16 protein-coding genes and 6 tRNA genes are annotated in these 15,894 nt (G+C 66.8%); 6 read left to right on the top strand and 16 right to left on the bottom strand.

Translation table 11 applies throughout. The features are described from left to right. Positions 1-47: 47 nt before the first annotated feature. Entirely contained in the window at positions 48-1,343 is a 1,296-nt protein-coding gene (tig, locus tag C1927_RS04790; RefSeq protein ID WP_079220810.1) for a trigger factor, read from the bottom strand. Positions 1,344-1,532: 189 nt separating this feature from the next. Then, positions 1,533-1,617 (bottom strand) — tRNA-Leu (locus tag C1927_RS04785). Positions 1,618-1,739: 122 nt separating this feature from the next. On the opposite strand from C1927_RS04785, the gene C1927_RS04780 reads away from it, so the two are divergent. Further along, positions 1,740-2,402, top strand: coding sequence for a DUF2306 domain-containing protein (locus C1927_RS04780; protein ID WP_108746047.1), 663 nt, complete (start codon positions 1,740-1,742; stop codon positions 2,400-2,402). Between the two features lie 21 nt (positions 2,403-2,423). Here C1927_RS04780 and C1927_RS04775 read toward each other — a convergent pair whose 3' ends face one another. The 8 genes from C1927_RS04775 to C1927_RS04740 form a co-directional block, all read right to left on the bottom strand. Further along, positions 2,424-2,717 carry a hypothetical protein gene (locus C1927_RS04775; protein ID WP_108747770.1) on the bottom strand — a complete coding sequence of 98 codons (294 nt, stop codon included), beginning with the start codon at positions 2,715-2,717 and terminating at the stop codon, positions 2,424-2,426. A gap of 203 nt (positions 2,718-2,920) precedes the next feature. Next, positions 2,921-2,996 (bottom strand) — tRNA-Lys (locus tag C1927_RS04770). Between the two features lie 138 nt (positions 2,997-3,134). Beyond that, positions 3,135-3,210, bottom strand: a tRNA-Lys gene (locus C1927_RS04765). A gap of 79 nt (positions 3,211-3,289) precedes the next feature. Continuing rightward, positions 3,290-3,366: transfer RNA gene (locus C1927_RS04760), tRNA-His, on the bottom strand. Between the two features lie 186 nt (positions 3,367-3,552). Next, positions 3,553-4,281, bottom strand: coding sequence for a hypothetical protein (locus tag C1927_RS04755; RefSeq protein WP_108746046.1), 729 nt, complete (start codon positions 4,279-4,281; stop codon positions 3,553-3,555). Positions 4,282-4,425: 144 nt separating this feature from the next. Then, the gene (locus C1927_RS04750; protein ID WP_152027038.1) at positions 4,426-5,151 is read right to left on the bottom strand and encodes a hypothetical protein; all 726 of its coding nucleotides are present in this window, start codon (positions 5,149-5,151) and stop codon (positions 4,426-4,428) included. Positions 5,152-5,327: 176 nt separating this feature from the next. After that, positions 5,328-5,404: transfer RNA gene (locus C1927_RS04745), tRNA-Arg, on the bottom strand. 37 nt (positions 5,405-5,441) lie between these two features. Then, positions 5,442-5,518 (bottom strand) — tRNA-Pro (locus C1927_RS04740). 180 nt (positions 5,519-5,698) lie between these two features. Here C1927_RS04740 and C1927_RS04735 point away from each other — a divergent pair. Beyond that, positions 5,699-6,457 (top strand): Bax inhibitor-1/YccA family protein, encoded by a 759-nt coding sequence (locus C1927_RS04735; protein WP_159095294.1) that lies wholly within the window; start codon positions 5,699-5,701, stop codon positions 6,455-6,457. Positions 6,458-6,594: 137 nt separating this feature from the next. Next, positions 6,595-7,215, top strand: a complete 621-nt coding sequence (locus tag C1927_RS04730; RefSeq protein WP_079220804.1) for a flavin reductase family protein — start codon at positions 6,595-6,597, stop codon at positions 7,213-7,215. Positions 7,216-7,218: 3 nt separating this feature from the next. Here the strand turns inward: C1927_RS04730 and C1927_RS04725 are convergent, their stop codons facing one another. From C1927_RS04725 to grxC, 6 genes are all read right to left on the bottom strand, one after another. Next, the gene (locus tag C1927_RS04725) at positions 7,219-7,968 is read right to left on the bottom strand and encodes a sulfite exporter TauE/SafE family protein (RefSeq protein ID WP_108746045.1); all 750 of its coding nucleotides are present in this window, start codon (positions 7,966-7,968) and stop codon (positions 7,219-7,221) included. A 25-nt stretch (positions 7,969-7,993) separates the two neighbouring features. After that, on the bottom strand, positions 7,994-8,902 hold the full coding sequence (locus C1927_RS04720; RefSeq protein ID WP_079220802.1) for a LysR family transcriptional regulator: 909 nt from the start codon (positions 8,900-8,902) through the stop codon (positions 7,994-7,996). A 52-nt stretch (positions 8,903-8,954) separates the two neighbouring features. Then, entirely contained in the window at positions 8,955-9,698 is a 744-nt protein-coding gene (locus C1927_RS04715; RefSeq protein WP_079220801.1) for a cysteine hydrolase, read from the bottom strand. Between the two features lie 166 nt (positions 9,699-9,864). After that, positions 9,865-10,869 (bottom strand): isocitrate dehydrogenase, encoded by a 1,005-nt coding sequence (locus C1927_RS04710; RefSeq protein ID WP_079220800.1) that lies wholly within the window; start codon positions 10,867-10,869, stop codon positions 9,865-9,867. 311 nt (positions 10,870-11,180) lie between these two features. Continuing rightward, positions 11,181-11,573: a carboxymuconolactone decarboxylase family protein gene (locus tag C1927_RS04705; protein ID WP_046986956.1), complete on the bottom strand. Its 393-nt coding sequence runs from the start codon at positions 11,571-11,573 to the stop codon at positions 11,181-11,183. Continuing rightward, positions 11,570-11,860 (bottom strand): glutaredoxin 3, encoded by a 291-nt coding sequence (gene grxC, locus C1927_RS04700; RefSeq protein ID WP_079225103.1) that lies wholly within the window; start codon positions 11,858-11,860, stop codon positions 11,570-11,572. The genes C1927_RS04705 and grxC overlap by 4 nt, the downstream gene beginning before the upstream one ends. Before the next feature lie 88 nt (positions 11,861-11,948). Between grxC and C1927_RS04695 the strand changes: the two genes are divergently transcribed. The 3 genes from C1927_RS04695 (at position 11,949) to phoR (ending at position 15,891) form a co-directional block, all read left to right on the top strand. Next, entirely contained in the window at positions 11,949-13,649 is a 1,701-nt protein-coding gene (locus C1927_RS04695; RefSeq protein WP_174208670.1) for a M48 family metalloprotease, read from the top strand. Between the two features lie 116 nt (positions 13,650-13,765). Next, entirely contained in the window at positions 13,766-14,455 is a 690-nt protein-coding gene (gene phoB / locus C1927_RS04690; protein ID WP_079220798.1) for a phosphate regulon transcriptional regulator PhoB, read from the top strand. A 104-nt stretch (positions 14,456-14,559) separates the two neighbouring features. Beyond that, entirely contained in the window at positions 14,560-15,891 is a 1,332-nt protein-coding gene (gene phoR / locus C1927_RS04685) for a phosphate regulon sensor histidine kinase PhoR (protein ID WP_108746043.1), read from the top strand. The last annotated feature ends 3 nt before the right edge of the window (positions 15,892-15,894 follow it).

Below are 15,894 nucleotides of genomic sequence, written 5' to 3'. Positions count from 1 at the left end.
ACCCCCGCGCCAGGGCAGGCGCGGGGTATGGGGAGATCCGCCCCGTATTACTGGCGGATCGCGTCCTGGAACGACAGCTTTTCTTCGGTGTGCTGGGCACGCTCGGCGATCCAGTCGATCACCTGCTCTTCCATCACGCGGTTCTGCAGGCCAGACATCAGCTGGGGGTCGTTGCGGTACATCTCAATGACCTGCTCCGGCTCTTCGTAGGTCGAAGCGATCAGACGCATCGTTTCATTCAGGCGCTTGGGCTCCAGGCGCAGGTCGTTGGTGCGGGCCACTTCGCCCACCACCAGGCCGACCAGCACGCGCTTGGCGGCGGCATCCTTGAAGCCTTCGTGGGCATCGGCCGGGACGTCACCGACGTTCTGGCCGTTGCGGCGGGCCTGCTCGACCTGCTGGGCCAGCATGGCGCGGGCTTCGTTCTCGACCAGGCGCGGCGGCATTTCCACCGACGCGTAAGCGGCGATCAGCTGCTCGCCCACTTCGCGGCGCAGGCGGTTCATCAGGGCGCCCTTCAGCTCGCGCTCCAGGTTGGCGCGGATGTCGCTGCGGAACTGCTCGACGTCGCCGCCCTTCACGCCGAAGCTCTTGATGAAGGCTTCATCGACGGCCGGCACGACCGGCTCGGACAGCTCGACGACCTTGACGGTGACCTGCACGGTCTTGCCTGCCAGCACCGGCACGCGCCAGTCAGCCGGGAACTCGACGTCCAGGGTCTTTTCTTCGCCCTTGGCCAGGCCGACCAGGCCCTTTTCGATGGTTTCGAACATCATGCCCTGGCCGAGCACGATCGAACCCTTCTCGGTGCCTTCGGCCGGCAGGCGCTCTTCGCCGGCCTGCGACCAGGTTTCCAGCGCGACCAGGTCGCCGTCCTGCGCGCCACGGGTGACCGGGGCCCAGGTGCGACGCTGGTTCTGCAGGTTCTCGATCATCTGGTCGATGTCGGCGTCGGTGATCTCAGCGGTGTGGCGCACCACGGTCAGCTTGCTGACGTCGATGTCGCCGAAGTCCGGCACCACTTCGACGGTGGCCACGAAGGAGAATTCACCTTCCTCGCCCTTGTCGATGCGCGGGCTGCCGACGATGCGCAGGTCGTGCTCGCGCACGGCGGCATCGAAGGTTTCGCGCAGCAGGCCGTCCAGCGCCTCGCCACGGACCTGCGCGCCGAAGCGCTGCTCGATCACCTTGGCCGGCACCTTGCCCGGACGGAAGCCCTTGATGCGGGTGGTACGGGCGATTTCGCCCAGGCGGCCGTTGATGTGGCTCTGCAGACGGTCTTCCGGCAGCGAGAAGCTCAGGCGGCGTTCCAGGTTGCCGATGGTTTCGATCGAAGCTTGCATGTTGACTCCTGCCACCGGTGGCCCACGCCCCCGGCTCGATGATTGGGATGAAACGGTTGTAAGGACACGACGTCTGGGACGCGCCTGCTTGCCGCAGCCCTTTAGTTTCGCCCAATTCGGCCTGCACTGCCAGCGCGTGGCGGTCAAGGGGCCGCAGGGAGCCCGATCAGGGCGGGGACAGGCCGGCACTGGTGCGAAAGGGGGGACTCGAACCCCCACGCCTTGCGACACTGGAACCTAAATCCAGGGCGTCTACCAATTCCGCCACTTTCGCGTGGCCGGCACAGGGGTTCATTGTCGCAGGCGGGGCTGGAAAGCGAAAGGCGTGACAAAGCTGAATGCGAATTACCGCGTGTTTCGCGCAGACTCGCCGGATTGCCCTGGCCGGACATCCCGATGGAGCACATCAGCACTGCCCCGCCCTCCCCGCGCACCTGGAACGCCTGGTGGAAGGCCACCTTTTGGCTGCTCGGCCTGGCCGTGGCCGGGCACTTCCTGTGGGCCACCGCGCAGCGCTATGTGCAGGTGACGCCCGAGGCCTACGGCATGTTCTGGGACCGGCGCAGCTGGCTGTGGCTGCACATCACCGGCGGCAGCCTGGCCATGCTGGCGGGGGCCAGCCAGTTCGTGGCGGCGTTGCGCCGGCGCTGGCCCACCCTGCACCGCTGGCTGGGGCGCACCTATCTGCTGGGCATCCTGCTGGGCAGTGCCGCCGTGGTCGGGCTGCTCATCACGACCCAGGGCTGGCTGGCACTGAAGCTCGCGTTTGCTGCCACCGGCCTTGCCTGGCTGATCACGTCATTGCGCGGCTACCGCACGATCCGCCGCGGCGAGATCGACGCCCATCGGCGCTGGATGCTGCGCAGCTACCTGGTGACCCTGTCGCCGGCGGTTTTCCGCCTGTTCCTGCTGGTACCGGCGTTGATGCAGCTGGCATCGCCGCTGGTGATGGTACCCAGCCTGCTGGTGCTGAGCTGGGCGCTGCCGCTGCTGGCCTACGAAACGGGACGCCGCCTGCCGCGACTGCGTGCGGCGCCGGTGCGGGCCCGGATGGCCTGAGCCACCGCGGGCCCTGCGGGATTACTGCGCTGGCTGGGCCGGTGCAGACGAGGACGGCGCCGCTGCAGGATCGGCTTTACGCAGTTCGACCGAGGAACCGTCTGCTGCGCGGGTGACCTCGACCGCCTCGGGCGTTGCGCCATCTTCCGATGGCACTGCCGGCTTCCCCGGCACCATGTCCGTACCCGCATCGCGCTCCACCGTCTGCGCGTGATCTTCGGCGGTCGCAGGCGGCTCGCCCGCCGTGCAGCCCACCAGCGCGAGCAGCAGCGCGCCAGACACGATCAGCCCCGCATCCCGTTTCATTGCAATCATCAACACTCACTCCACCTGCATGCGCCACTGGCGCGGAACATTCATTGGGAATGATGCGAAGTGCGATCGGTGAGATGCAGTGCACAGCATTGAAAACACTGATGACGCATGTAACCCGGTTTCAAGCATGGATGCGCGACTACCGCCGATCACCTGATCACAGACAAGAAAAAAGCCACTTGGCGAACCAAGTGGCTTTCGTCTGGTGGGCTGTCAAGGATTCGAACCTTGGACCTATTGATTAAGAGTCAACTGCTCTACCAACTGAGCTAACAGCCCGAAATCGGGGCGCGAATTATGACCCCATCCGCCTGGGGGATGCAAGCACTTCGTTCAACATCGTTGACGTCCGCGCTGCTCCGGGTACCGCACTATCTGAAGAAAAAAGCCACCTGGCATACCAGGTGGCTTCCGTCTTGGTGGGCTGTCAAGGATTCGAACCTTGGACCTATTGATTAAGAGTCAACTGCTCTACCAACTGAGCTAACAGCCCGTGAAACTCAGACGCACATTGTAGCGTGCATTCTGTTTATTGCAATACCGTGTCGGCGTTGCCGATGCGGTTGAAACAGTGGGGTGGCTGAGGGGATTCGAACCCCCGACCACCGGAATCACAATCCGGTACTCTAACCAACTGAGCTACAGCCACCACTGAAACTTTGCTTCATCGCCGATGCGGCTGGCGTTGGAGCCTGATACGTTGCCTTGAGCGGGCGGAAGCAGAAGTTCCGTCCCCCGAAGCGAGTCCGGCATTTTCCGGGAGTCGCGCGGGAATTGCAAGCACTTCTTCACATTGATGTGCAGGGGCCTGCCCGGGGCCGACGGCACCCGCCACTCAGGGATCGCTGGCCGAGATGACCCGGGTCGTTTCGCCTGCTTCATCCAGGAACGCCAGCGTCGCCTCGCCCTTCGGCGTGACCTGCAACTGCAGCCGCGGATTCCCCTCTGCATCCAGCAACTGCAGCATCGCGTTGCGCGAACCGGACTTGCCGAGGAAGACGCGACGGGTGATCGCCGCCTCGCCCGCCTTGGCCAGGCGTTCGTCATCGGCCGAAAAAGTCGGGCGCTTCAGGCCATCGGCCACGTCGTTGAACATCAACCCCGCGAAACTGCCCTCCGGACCGTCCAGACCCAGCAACTGCAACTGCTGGTCCTGCTGGTAACGATCAAAGGTAAGGCTCATCCCGCTGTCCGGACGCCCATCCTTGCCCAGCGCACCGTTGAAGATCAGGCCACCGTTCTCGGTGCCCTCGTCATTGAGGAACAGCATGCCGGCCATGGGCCGCTTGTGCGCAGTGATCTCCTCGCCTTTCATGAAGCCACCGGGGAAACGCGTGCGATTGGACACGACCAGGCGCAGGGTGCCGTCAGGTTCGCGGATGTTGATGCGCTGCGCATCGATGACATCGAACGAAGCATCGCGATGGGCGCTGGCACCCATCAGCAGGCCGGCCACCGCCAGCAGGGTGACGCCGCCGCAGTACAGCGAAAGCCGCCGTTGGCTGCTGCGCAGGCGCTGCACTTCCGCGGCGAGGTCGTTGTCCCGGGCTGCCTGTTCCGTCATGCATCTCACTCCTTTGATGGGGCACGAAATGCGGACAACGCGCTGCCCCGGACGGCCTTGTCCGAGCGCTGACTGTAGCGAGTGGCCGCCAGGAGGGCAAAGCGCCGCAAGCCAGCGACGCTTCGCCCCTGAACCTCCTGCCGCTCAGTGGGTCTGGTCGGCACCCGTCAGGTAGACAGGCTCCGGATCAACCACGGAATTGACTTCCTTGGACAGGTAGCCACCCTGCACGTTTTCATAGCGGATGGCGGTATCCCAGACGACGGCGGTGACAACGCGCCACCGTGCCTCCGGCAGCTTGGAGAACTTGAAGTTCCCCGACGCATCACACATCGCGTGGTGGACCAGAACCCTGGCCCGCTCATCAAGGCTTGCGGTGACCGGATCCATCACCCCCTCGAAATACGGTCCGATGGGAATGGCATACACGTCACTGCCGGCACAGGTCACGATGCCGCCGCCGCGCTGGCGCAGGAATGCCTGCCCCATGATGGAGGTCGTCCCCTGCCCCACGTAGTTCTCGTACCGGAATGCTTCCACATCCCAGTAATCAGGCGCCGCCACGATGGGCTCGGGGTTCTTGCAGCGGTAGTAGTCGGCGATGACCTCGCTGCGCTTGCCGATGAAGCCCAGCACCTGCGAGTTCTTGTCGGAGTTGACGACAACGACGGTGTCAGCGCCGACACGCGCAGCGTTTTCTTCATGCCATGGGTTGCAGTGATCAAGACTCCGCGTGGTCTTGCACAACTTGCGCTCCACCCTGACGCAGGCGGAAACATCGGCGTCATTGTCGATCTTTGCGAAGGATTCCGCCGTCGCCGCCATCGGCAGCAGGCACATCACTGCCAGAGCCATTCCGTGCTTTTTCATTTCACCCCCGTTCCTGATCGGCAATCTTCGCACGATGCCGAGCGGTCCCGGCGGGGGTTGCGGCTGGACAGGATGCAGGCGGGCTGCCGGTGCAGCGTGGGCAGGAGGCAATACCGGAGGCAACTCCGGAAGGGCTCAATACTGACCAGAAAGGAAGTCCAAGCCATTGATTCCAATGGCGCGCCCGACAGGAATCGAACCTGTAACCGCCGGCTTAGAAGGCCGGTGCTCTATCCAGTTGAGCTACGGGCGCCCGAACCGGAACGGCGTCCAATCCGACGTAATGGGATTGGTCGGGGTAGAGGGATTCGAACCCCCGACATCCTGCTCCCAAAGCAGGCGCGCTACCAGACTGCGCTATACCCCGGCACTGCAATCCCCTCGGGCAGGGCCCGGGGAGCTGGTCATTGTGAACAAGCGCAGCGCAGCCTGTCAACGCAGCGGGCCCGACCAGGCGCCACCGCTACGCCACCTTACCCGGCCATGGGCTATGCTCGCGGCAATCGGCCGGATGGCCGTAACCACCCCTTTCGCACGGAGATCTCGCATGCGCAGCGGCAACCCGGCTCTTTCAGAGTCGACTTTCCTTGATCTGGCCAGCGGCTCGGTGGTGACCCACCCCGACCAGGCGATGACCCTCAACGGCACCGTCAACAAGACCGGCATCCTGCTGCTGCTGACCGTGCTGACCGCCGCCTTCGCCTGGAACCAGTCGATCAACCCGCTCGGCGAGGTGATGCCCAGCGCCACGCTGTACACCATTGGCGGCGCGATCGGCGGCCTGGTGCTGGCAGTGGTGACCTCCTTCAAGAAGGAATGGTCGCCGGTCACCGCGCCGATGTACGCACTGGTGGAAGGTCTGTTCCTGGGCGCCATCTCGGCCCTGTTCAACATGAAGTTCCCGGGCATCGTGTTCCAGGCCGTGCTACTGACCTTCGGCACCCTGTTCGCCCTGCTGCTCGCCTACCGCAGCGGCCTGATCAAGGTCACCGAGAACTTCAAGCTGGGCGTGGTCGCCGCCACCGGTGGCATCGCTCTGCTCTACCTGGCCTCGTTCGTGCTGAGCTTCTTCAACATCAACGTGCCGATGATCCATGACGCCAGCCTGCTGGGCATCGCCTTCAGCCTGTTCGTGGTGGTGGTGGCCGCGCTGAACCTGGTGCTGGATTTCGATTTCATCGAGACCGGCGTGGCCCAGCGTGCGCCGAAGTACATGGAGTGGTATGGCGCATTCGGCCTGATGGTGACCCTGGTCTGGCTGTACGTGGAATTCCTGCGCCTGCTGTCGAAGATCCAGCAGCGCTGAACCCAATCAGGCCGTAAACGACAAGCCGTGATCCGCAAGGGTCGCGGCTTTTTCGTGGGTCTCACGCGGTAGAGTCGAGCTTGCTCGACTGCCTCCGATCCAGTCGAGCAAGCTCGACTCTACGGAACCCCCACCCCATGTCCGACACTTTCCACAGCTACCGCCCGGCCGACGGCCACCGCCTGCCGCACGATCCGTTCAACGCCATCATCGGCCCGCGCCCGATCGGCTGGATCTCCAGCTGCGATGCCGACGGCGCCCTGAACCTGGCGCCGTACAGCTTCTTCAACGCCTTCAACTACACCCCGCCGATCATCGGCTTCTCCAGCCAGGGCCGCAAAGACTCGCTGCACAACATCGAGGCCACCGGCGAATTCGTCTGGAATCTGGCCACCTTCGACCTGGCCGAGGCGATGAACGAAAGCTGCCGCGCGGTCGCGCCGGAGGTCGATGAGTTCAGCCTGGCGGGACTGGCGCCGCTGGCGTCCACCCAGGTGCGCCCGCCGCGCGTGGCGCAGAGCCCGGTCAGCATGGAATGCCGCTGCACGCAGATCGTGCGCCTGCGCGATGCCGCCGGCCAGGACACCAACGGCTGGCTGGTGCTGGGTGAGGTGGTGGCGGTGCATATCGATGCGCGGCTGCTGGTCGATGGCATCTATGACACCGCTGCGGCCGACCCGATCCTGCGCGGTGGCGGCCCGGCCGATTACTTCCGGGTGAGCGCCGAACAGCGTTTCCGCATGTTCCGCCCTGCCTGAGCCTCAGCGCGACAGCAACACCGGCAGCGCCGAGCACAGCAGGGCGATGCCGGACGCGGTCAGCAGGCCCAGCACGATCTGCCGGAAGCGCGCCTCGCTGATGCCGATGTACAGCCGCGCGCCGAGCAGCGTCGGCACCAGCATGGCCGGGGCCACAATGGCGAAGTACGGCAGCATCTGCCGGGTGACCATGCCATTGCCCACGTAGGTGGCCATGGTCACCGCCAGCATGGCCAGGTTGAAGTTCTGGATGACCGCGCGCTGCTCGTCCTTGCCGAAGCCGCGCAGCGTGCTCCACAGCGTCGGCACCGGCCCGGCGAACCCGCCGATGCCACTGAGCACGCCACCGGCCATGCCGGCCACTGCGTCGCCGATGCGCCCACCGACCGCGATCGGCGGCAGCCGGCGCACCACCAGCATCACCGGGCACCAGACCGCCAGAAAACCACCCAGCAACGCCTTGAACCAGGCCATGTCCAGCTGCGGCAGCACCAGCACGCCCAGCGGAATGCCGGCCAGGCCGCCCAGCACGAACGGCAGCAGCAGGCGCAGGTTGAAGCCGCGCCGCACGGTGAACACCGCCAGCAGCTGGCCGGTGAGCGCACCGAATACCGACAGCGCTGCGGCCAGGCGCGGGTCCAGTCCCCACGCCCAGAACGACATCGCCACCATCCCGAAGGCGAACCCGGACAGCCCCTGTACGAAACCCGCGACGATCGCGCCGATCGCCACCAGCAGATAGACCGGATCCATCACGTTCCTCGTTGCCGTGGCGTGGCTACTCTGCCCCGCCCGTCCATGCAGCGTAGTGCGCCGCCAGGTGATCGACCAGCGCGCGCACTTTCGGTGCGAGTGCACGGGCATGCGGGTACAGCGCGAAGTAGCAGCGCTGGCCGGCATTCCAGGCCGGCAGCACGCGGATCAGGCGGCCGGCGCGCAGATCCTCCTGCACGGTCAACGCCGTGAACAGGCTGATGCCCATGCCGGCCAGCACCGCTCCGTGCAGGGCCGGCGTGGCATCCACGCGCAGGCGCTGGCCGGCCTCGATGCTGGCGCTGGTACCGCGCGGCCCCTGCAGGTGCCACGGCGCACTGGCGGCGGTCGGGCTGAAGCCCAGCAGCGTGTGCTGCTGCAGGTCCGCCGCCTGCCGCGGCAGGCCGTGCCGGGCCACATAGGCCGGTGCCGCAACCAGGATGCGCGGGCAACGGGCCAGCTCGCGCGCCACCAGCTGGCTGTCCGGCAGCGACGGCGCAATGCGCAGGGCCAGGTCGAAGCCACCGCCGACCACGTCGACCAGCTGATCGTCGGCGGACAGGTCCAGCGAGACCTGCGGATAGCGGGCGAGGAAGCCGGGCAGCCAGTGCGGCAGTTCCTGGCTGGCCACCACCTGCGGCACGCTGATGCGCAGGCGGCCGCTGGGCTCGGCCTGCCCAGCGCGCGCGCGGTCATCGGCGGCCTGCAGGCGATCCAGCAGGCCCACGGCATCGCGGTAGTAGTCACGCCCGGCTTCCGTCAGCGACAGGCGGCGGCTGTTGCGGTCGAGCAGGCGCACCTGCAGGTGTTCTTCCAGTTGCCGCAGCTGCCGCGACATCGCCGAATGGGTGGTGCCCAGGCGCTCGGCGGCGGCGGTGAAACTGCCCGCTTCGACGATGGTGCGCAGCGCGCGCAGGGCGGCGAAGTGGTCCATCGAGGGCAGCTCCCGGTTGCGGAGCCCGCGATCTGCGGGCCCCGCCAGCTTATCAAGCGCCGTCGCCGGCCCTGCGCACTGGCAGCGCCAGCAGCGCCTCGGTGCTGATGACCTCACCAAAGGCATCTTCGATCTGTGCCAGCGAGGCTTCGTGCAGCGCGCGATGACCGATGCGCTGGCCGCCGGCCAGATCCAGGTCACGGCTGGCGGTGGCATCGCCGGCCACGATCACCCGGTAACCGCGCGGCGCCGCAGCGGCATCGCGCGCTGCACCCACCACGCAGGCATGGGTCTGCAGGCCGGTAACCAGCAGGGTGTCGATACCAGCGTCCTGCAGCACCGTGTCGAGCACGGCGGCCGATGCACCAGCAAACACGCTGACATTGTCCTTCTGCACCACCGTCTCGCCCTGGCGCGGCTGCAGATCGCGATGGAAGGCGGCATTGACGCTGCCCTGCGCGAACAGCGGCGCGCCGGCCGGCAGCACGTGCTGCACGTGGATCACCCGGATGCCGTTGGCGTCGGCGAACTGCACCACACGCTTGGCCTGCTGCAATGCGGCCACGCCATCGGGAATGACCATGCGGCCACCGGCGAAGCCGGGCGCGGCGCTGGCATCGAAGTATTCGTTCTGGAAATCGATGACCAGCAGCGCGGTCTTCGCCGCATCGAGAGATGTGGTTGAGGGGGCACCGGCCATGTGGCGGATGGTGGGATGGGCCGGCTCGGCCGCGGCGACCGGTGCGGTGGCGGCCATGCCGATCAGGCTGGCCAGGCCGAAGGCGGAAAGGTTCATGGGCAACTCCTGTGCGGTGGGAAGTAGGCACAGGATGCGGAGCGGATGGCGCACGAACCAGCCGCCTCCGGGCACATGATCTGTGCGGGAAACGCACCGTTGCCCATAAACGCAACGGGGCGCCCGAAGGCGCCCCGCTGTGGATCAACCGAGGTTGGCCGGCCGCTTACAGGCGGCTGGCGATGGCCTGGGCGAAGCTCATGGTGGTACCGGTGCCGCCGAGGTCGCCGGTCAGCGAATCCTTGGCTTCCATGGTGGCCACGATGGCCTTGCGCAGGCGCTCGGCGTTCTCCGGCTGGCCGATATGGTCCAGCATCTGTGCGGCCGCCAGCAGCAGCGCGCACGGGTTGGCCTTGCCCTGGCCGGCGATATCCGGCGCGGTGCCGTGCACGGCTTCGAAGATCGCCGCGTCCTTGCCGATGTTGGCACCCGGGGCCAGGCCCAGGCCGCCGACGAGGCCGGCGCACAGGTCGGAGATGATGTCGCCGAACAGGTTGGTGGTGACGATCACGTCGAACTGTTCCGGACGCATCACCAGCTGCATGCAGCAGTTGTCGACGATCATTTCCTGGAACTCGATCTCCGGGTACTGCGCGGCCACTTCACGGGCGACGTTCAGGAACAGGCCCGAGGTCGACTTGATGATGTTGGCCTTGTGCACGGCGGTGACCTTCTTGCGGCCGACGCTGCGGGCCAGCTCGAAGGCGTAGCGCACGATGCGCTCGGAGCCCTTGCGGGTGATGCGGGTGCCGGAGAAGGCGGTCTCGCCGTCAGCCGAGACTTCCTGGCCTTCGGCCAGGTACGCACCTTCGGTGTTCTCACGAACGGTGATCAGGTCGACCTTGTCGAAGCGCGACTTGGTGTTCGGGAAGGTGTGGGCCGGACGCACGTTGGCGTACAGGTCGAAGTGGCGGCGCAGGCTGACGTTGATCGAGGTGAAGCCACCACCGACCGGGGTGGTCAGCGGGCTCTTCAGCGCGACCTTGTTGCGCGCGATCGATTCCAGGGTCACCGCCGGCATCAGGTCGCCGTGCTTTTCCAGGGCCGCCAGGCCGGCGTCCGCATCTTCGTACTCCAGGCCAGCGTTGAGCTGGTCGAGGACGAACAGGGTGGCGTCCATGATTTCCGGGCCGATGCCGTCGCCGCGGATGACCGTAATTTTCTGCGTCATTGATCGATGTTCCGAACAGGGGGGAATACGCCGTCCGGACGTGCCCGGAAACGCCGGCGCTAAGGAAGTTTCACCCGCAATTATGCCTTAGCCGGGCCCGGCTACCCAAGTAGACCATGGTCCCGACCCCGGCAAAGGCATAATTGCCCGCGCATTCCTCCTCTACCCCCGCCTGCCGGCGCGCCCCTTCAACAAGAAGGGGCTCCTGGGCTGAGAGATCGCGGTAAAGGCCCCTGCGCGCGTCCGGTAGCGCCGGGCCATGCCCGGCGGCCGTTTGTTCAGGTGTCCGCCGGCCAGCGGCCGGTGCTACCTCAGTGCTCGTGCGCTTCCGGGGCGGCGGCGCCGCCTTCAAGCTGGTCGAGGAAGTCGACCGCGCGACGCAGGTGCGGGATCACGATGGAACCGCCAACCACCAGGCCGACCGAGAAGGTCTCGAAGAACTCCTCGCGGGTCACGCCGGCGTCCTTGCACTGGGCCACGTGGTAGCTGATGCAGTCGTCGCAGCGCAGCACCATCGAGGCCACCAGGCCCAGCAGTTCCTTGGTCTTCACGTCCAGCGCGCCGGCCTGGTAGGTCTGCGTGTCCAGGGCGAAGAAGCGCCGCACCACCTGGTTCGGCTCGCCCAGGATGCGCTCGTTCATGCGCTTGCGGAAATCGGTGAATTCGGCGATGCGGTCCTTGCTGCCGTCGTCGGCCGCGCTCATGCCTGGCCCTGCCCGGCCAGCAGCGGCTCGAGCTTGCCTTCACGGTGCAGGGCCATCATGTCGTCGTAGCCGCCGACATGGACGTCACCGACGAAGATCTGCGGCACGCTGGTGCGGCGGGTCAGGGACATCATCTTCTCGCGCTCGACCGGGTCCAGGTCGATGCGGACCTCGGTCCACTGCTGGCCCTTGCTCTTGAGGAAGTTCTTGGCGGCCACGCAGTACGGGCAGACGGCGGTGGAATAGATGGTGATGGCGGGCGAACCGCCAGCGGGCTGGGCTGTCACGGGAAACTCCACGATGGATCGACGGTCCATATATGGTACCGGTGTGCTGGAATTTCCACGCCACGACCGCAACACTGTGGATTAACGAATGGTTGCCCCCTGCCCTGCCACGCTTGGCGCGCCCTGCCCGAGGACCTCCCGCTTGCGAGCCCTGCTGCTGTCTACCGCCGTCACCCTGGCCCTGGCCATGCCGTTGGCCCAGGCCCAGGAGAAGCTGCCGGACATCGGCTCGTCGGCCGGCGAGCTGCTGACCCCGGCACGGCAGGCCGAGTACGGCGCGATGATGCTGCGCGAGCTGCGCAACTACGGCTACCTGCTGGACGACCCGCTGGTCAACGACTGGCTGCAGACCATGGGTACCCGCCTGGGTTCCAACAGCGACCAGCCCCGCCAGCCCTATACGTTCTTCATCATGAAGGACCGCCAGATAAACGCCTTCGCGACCCTGGGCGGCTACATCGGGGTCAACGCCGGCCTGGTGCTGACCGCCGAGCGCGAGGACGAGGTGGCAGCGGTGCTGTCCCACGAAATCGCCCACGTCACCCAGCAGCACGTGCTGCGCGGGGTCGAGCGCGCCCAGCGCGACCAGATCCCGATCCTGCTGGGCATGCTGGCGGCAGTGGTTGCCGCCCAGGCCAGCAACAGCACCTCCTCCGGCAACGCGACCATGGCCGCGATCAGCTCGGGCATGGGCCTGATGCAGCAGCGGCAGATCAATTACACCCGCTCCAACGAATCGGAGGCCGACCGGCTGGGCATCCGCACCCTGTCCCGCAGCGGCTACGACGTGGACGCCATGGCCGGCTTCTTCGAGCGGATGTCGGCGGCCATGCGCGGCAACGACGGCGGCTACCAGGCCCCGGACTTCCTGCAGACCCACCCGGTCAACACCACCCGCATCAGCGAGGCCAAGGCGCGCGCCCAGCAGATGAAGAAGGACACGGTGCTGCTGACCACCAGCACCCCCACCGGCGAGCGCAAGGAGCGGGTGAACCCGGCCGACCCCAGCCTGGGCGAGCCGCTGCTGCGTGGCAGCAACCCGCTGCTGCCCAGCACCGTGCTGCGCCTGCCGATCGGCCAGCTCAGCCGCGGCGCCAGCGGTGATTTCGACTGGGCCCGCGAGCGCCTGCGGGTTCTCAGCGCCGACACCACGCCGGACCTGGAGCGCGAATACGCCGACCTGGCCCGGCGCCAGAAGGACGGCCTGACCGACGCCCAGCGCTATGGCCAGGCCCTGGCCGCCATGCGCGGCGGCCGCAGCGGCGCCAACCAGGCCCGTCAGGCCTTGGCCAGCCTGCTGCAGACCCATCCGGACAGCCTGTTCGTGGCCCTGGCCCTGGGTGAAGCCGAATCCCGTGCCGGCCAGCCGGTCCAGGCCAACGCGCGGTTCGAACAGATGCTGCGCGAGCACCCCAACAGCCGCCCGGTGGCGCTGACCTATGCCGAGATCCTGAATGAACAGGGCGGTCGCGAGGCCGGCCAGCGCGCGCAGGCGATGCTGCGGCCGCTGCTGTCGCAAAGCGGTAACGATCCGGTATTCCAGCAGCGTTACGCCCGCGCCAGCGAGCTGGCCGGGGACAGCGTGCGGGCCAGCGAGGCCTATGCCGAGGCGGCCTTCCTCGGTGGCCGCCCGGAGCAGGCGCTGATGCAGCTGCAGGCGCTCAAGCGCAATCCCGAGCTGGACTATGTCGGCCGCGCGCGGGTGGACGCCCGCATCGAGACGATCACCCCGACCGTACTGGAGCTGCGCCGCCAGGGTGTGCAGGACCCGGAGCTGGACCGGCGCTGAGCGCCGCATGACCGGGGCATGGCAATCAGCGCCGATCCCGGCCAGGTAGTCACAAACATGTCATCAAACCGTAGTCTACTGGCACCACTCCAGTAACCGAGCCCTACGGTGTCCTCGTGCAGAAACGCATCCTGATCGTCGATGACGAGCCCGCGATCCGCGAAATGGTCGCCTTCGCCCTCCGCAAGGGCGATTACGAACCTGTCCACGCCGGCGATGCCCGCGAGGCCCAGACCGCGATCGCCGACCGCGTCCCCGACCTGATCCTGCTGGACTGGATGCTGCCCGGCACCAGTGGCCTGGACCTGGCCCGCCGCTGGCGCAAGGAAACTCTGACCCGCGAAGTGCCGATCATCATGCTGACCGCGCGTGGCGAAGAGAATGATCGCGTCGGCGGCCTCGAAGCCGGTGTCGACGACTATGTGGTCAAGCCCTTCTCGGCACGCGAACTGCTGGCCCGCATCCGCGCGGTCATGCGCCGCGCCCGTGACGATGACGAGGACGGCAGCGTGGCGGTCGGCCCGATCCGCATCGACGGCGCCGCCCACCGCGTGTTCGCCAACGACCAGCCGGTGCCGATCGGCCCGACCGAATACCGCCTGCTGCACTTCTTCATGACCCATCCCGAGCGCGTCTACACCCGCGCCCAGCTGCTGGACCATGTGTGGGGCGGCAGCGTGTACGTGGAAGAACGCACCATCGACGTGCACATCCGCCGCCTGCGCAAGACGCTGGAACCGTTCAATGCCGAGAACATGGTGCAGACCGTGCGCGGCGCCGGTTACCGCTTCTCCACCGCAACCTGAGCCTCGTCGTGCCGGCACCGCGCACCTGCCGGTGCCGGTGTCGGCAACTCTGCTATAACCCTCGGTTCACCGCGTGAACCGCCGCCTCCAACGACGAGACCGCAATGCCCCGCCACATCCGCTCCGCCTGGTTGAAGACGCTGGCCTCCGTGGCAGCGGTATTGGTGCTGGCCGGCGTGGTCGGGTGGTTCAGTGGGCACCTGTGGCTGTGCATCGCGCTGGCCGCACTGGGCACGCTGACCTGGCATTACTGGCGCCTGCGCTGCGTGCTGCGCCGGCTGACCGCGCGCCAGCGCTGGGAAACCGCCGAGGAAGGGTCCGGCGTGTGGAACGAGCTGGACCGCCTGCTGTACCGCAACCAGGTGGAAATGCGCGTGCGCAAGCGCCGCCTGCTGGACATGCTGCGCAGTTACCGCGCCGCTGCTGCGGCCCTGCCCGATGCAGTGGTGGTGCTGGACCGCAACAGCCAGCGCGTGCAGTGGTTCAACGAAGCGGCCACCGCCCTGCTCGGCCTGCATCATCCCGGCGATCTGGGTGAAGCCCTGGTCGAACGCCTGCAGCCGATGCCGCTGGCGCACTGGCTGGCCGGCGGCCGCAATGCCGAACCGATCCTGGACGTGCCCTCGCCGGTGGATCCGGCAATCCGGCTGAACCTGCGCCTGATTCCGTATTCCTCCGATTACTGGCTGCTGATCGCCCGCGACGTCAGCAAGCTGCTGCGCCTGGAACAGGTGCGCCGCGACTTCGTCGCCAACGTGTCCCACGAACTGCGCACCCCGCTCACCGTGGTGCACGGCTACCTGGACATGATGGATCCGGAAGACTTCCCCGGCACCGGCCCGATGCTGGAAGAAATGCGCAAGCAGAGCCAGCGCATGGCCCAGCTGGTGGAAGACCTGCTGACCCTGTCGCGGCTGGAATCGCAGGAACACAGCGAAGCGGAGACCGTGGCGATGCAGCCGATGCTGGCCACCCTGCGCCGCGAAGCCGAAGCGCACAGCCAGGGCCGGCACCAGATCAGCATCGACGACCTGGCCGGCGTGGACCTGCTGGGCTCCACCAAAGAACTGCACAGCGCGTTTTCCAACCTGGTCACCAACGCGGTGCGCTACACCCCGGCCGATGGCCGCATCGCCGTGGAGTTCCGCCGCGAAGGCGACGGCGTCGTGCTGGCCGTGCGTGACAGCGGCTACGGCATTCCCGCCACCCACCTGCCGCGCCTGACCGAACGTTTCTACCGGGTGTCCAGCAGCCGCTCGCGCGAGAGCGGTGGCACCGGACTGGGCCTGTCCATCGTCAAGCACATCCTCGGCCTGCACCACGCACGGCTGGAGATCGAAAGCGAAGTGGGCAAGGGCTCGGTGTTCTCCTGTCATTTCGATGCCGACCACGTGCGCCCGCGCGAGTCCGCCCCCCTGACCTCCATCGAAGAATGAAGC

Origin of the sequence: Stenotrophomonas sp. ZAC14D1_NAIMI4_1, from assembly GCF_003086775.1 — a bacterium.
In the GTDB taxonomy this organism is placed as follows: Bacteria; Pseudomonadota; Gammaproteobacteria; order Xanthomonadales; family Xanthomonadaceae; genus Stenotrophomonas.
The sequence above is the reverse complement of the archived record's forward strand: the minus strand, read 5'-3'. Positions and strand labels throughout refer to the sequence as shown.